Below are 2,500 nucleotides of genomic sequence, written 5' to 3'. Positions count from 1 at the left end.
GGGGTGAAAGGCCAATCAAACTTGGAGATAGCTGGTTCTCCGCGAAATCTATTTAGGTAGAGCGTCGACCGAATACCCCCGGGGGTAGAGCACTGGATGGGCTATGGGGACTCACCGTCTTACTGATCCTAACCAAACTCCGAATACCGGGGAGTACTAGTCGGCAGACACACGGCGGGTGCTAACGTCCGTCGTGGAGAGGGCAACAACCCTGACCACCATCTAAGGTCCCTAAGTTATGGCTAAGTGGGAAAGGATGTGAGGATCCCAAAACAACCAGGATGTTGGCTTAGAAGCAGCCATCATTTAAAGAAAGCGTAACAGCTCACTGGTCTAAATAAGGGTCTTTGCGCCGAAAATGTACCGGGGCTCAAGCCATACACCGAAGCTGTGGATGCACATTTGTGCGTGGTAGCGGAGCGTTCCGTAAGCCTGTGAAGGGACAGTCGTGAGACATCCTGGAGGTATCGGAAGTGAGAATGCTGACATGAGTAACGATAAAGGGAGTGAGAGACTCCCTCGCCGAAAGTCCAAGGGTTCCTGCTTAAAGTTAATCTGAGCAGGGTTAGCCGGCCCCTAAGGCGAGGCCGAAAGGCGTAGTCGATGGGAACCACGTTAATATTCGTGGGCCTGCAGGTAGTGACGGATTGCGTGTGTTGTACGTTCTTATTGGATTGAACGTGCAGCGAAGCGGTTCCAGGAAATAGCTCCTGCATATAGACCGTACCCTAAACCGACACTGGTGGACTGGTAGAGAATACCAAGGCGCTTGAGAGAACTGCGTTGAAGGAACTCGGCAAAATGCACGCGTAACTTCGGAAGAAGCGTGACCCTTATTTGCGCAAGCAGGTGAGGGTGGCACAGACCAGGGGGTAGCGACTGTTTACCAAAAACACAGGGCTCTGCGAAGTCGCAAGACGACGTATAGGGTCTGACGCCTGCCCGGTGCTGGAAGGTTAAGAGGAGATGTGCAAGCATTGAATTGAAGCCCCAGTAAACGGCGGCCGTAACTATAACGGTCCTAAGGTAGCGAAATTCCTTGTCGGGTAAGTTCCGACCTGCACGAATGGCGTAACGACTTCCCCGCTGTCTCCAACGCAGACTCAGTGAAATTGAATTCCCCGTGAAGATGCGGGGTTCCTGCGGTTAGACGGAAAGACCCCGTGCACCTTTACTATAGCTTTACACTGGCATTCGTGACGACATGTGTAGGATAGGTGGTAGACTTTGAAGCAGGGGCGCCAGCCTTTGTGGAGTCAACCTTGAAATACCACCCTTGTTTTTATGGATGTCTAACTGCGGCCCGTTATCCGGGTCCAGGACCGTGTATGGTGGGTAGTTTGACTGGGGCGGTCGCCTCCTAAAGAGTAACGGAGGCGCGCGATGGTAGGCTCAGAACGGTCGGAAATCGTTCGTCGAGTGCAATGGCATAAGCCTGCCTGACTGCAAGACTGACAAGTCGAGCAGAGACGAAAGTCGGTCATAGTGATCCGGTGGTCCCGCGTGGAAGGGCCATCGCTCAACGGATAAAAGGTACGCCGGGGATAACAGGCTGATGACCCCCAAGAGTCCATATCGACGGGGTTGTTTGGCACCTCGATGTCGACTCATCGCATCCTGGGGCTGGAGCAGGTCCCAAGGGTATGGCTGTTCGCCATTTAAAGCGGTACGTGAGTTGGGTTCAGAACGTCGTGAGACAGTTCGGTCCCTATCTGCCGTGGGTGTAGGAATATTGAAAGGATCTGTCCCTAGTACGAGAGGACCGGGATGGACGTATCTCTGGTGGACCTGTTGTCGTGCCAACGGCATAGCAGGGTAGCTATATACGGACTAGATAACCGCTGAAGGCATCTAAGCGGGAAACTAACCTTAAAACGAGTATTCCCTATCAGAGCCGTGGAAGACTACCACGTTGATAGGCCGGGTGTGGAAGTGCGGCAACGCATGCAGCTTACCGGTACTAATAGCTCGATCGACTTGATCACTCCCATTTACAATATCCATCGAACGAAGTTCGATGATGAAGGCAATATGGCAGTTGGGCAGTAAGGCAATATGTTGCCTCGCTTCCCTTAACCATCGCCTGCACAGAAAGACAAAGCACGAAGGCAAAGGACGGGCGCAGCCTAAACATACTGCCCTATTCCCATACTGCCTTACTGCCCTAATCCAGCTTCTCGAATATTGTGTTCTTCGCCGACCTGGTGGTTATGGCGGAGCGGCTGCACCCGATCCCATTCCGAACTCGGCCGTGAAACGCTCCAGCGCCAATGGTACTTCGTCTCAAGACGCGGGAGAGTAGGTCGCTGCCAGGTCTGCTAAGCACACAAATCAAAACATCTTCTCAAAGCCATGCAGAACACAACAGCTAAGCGTTCAGATAACGCAAAAATACCAAAACCGGTTCAATAAACACACCATGGCGCGGGGTGGAGCAGCCCGGTAGCTCGTCAGGCTCATAACCTGAAGGCCGCAGGTTCAAATCCTGCCCCCGCAACCA

Annotated in this window: 1 tRNA gene and 2 rRNA genes (1 of these 3 cut by a window edge); all 3 read left to right on the top strand. The window is 53.0% G+C overall.

Annotation, left to right across the window (positions count from 1 at the left end):
* A 23S ribosomal RNA gene (locus J9800_RS21940) occupies positions 1-1,985 on the top strand (it extends 999 nt beyond the left edge of the window).
* A 215-nt stretch (positions 1,986-2,200) separates the two neighbouring features.
* Positions 2,201-2,315: ribosomal RNA gene (gene rrf / locus J9800_RS21935) — 5S ribosomal RNA — on the top strand.
* Between the two features lie 108 nt (positions 2,316-2,423).
* Positions 2,424-2,500 (top strand) — tRNA-Met (locus J9800_RS21930).

It is taken from the genome of Ochrobactrum sp. AP1BH01-1 (genome assembly GCF_018066705.1).
Taxonomy (GTDB): Bacteria; Pseudomonadota; Alphaproteobacteria; order Rhizobiales; family Rhizobiaceae; genus Brucella.
Note: the sequence above shows the minus strand (reverse complement) of the source record. Positions and strands in the feature narration are given on the sequence as shown.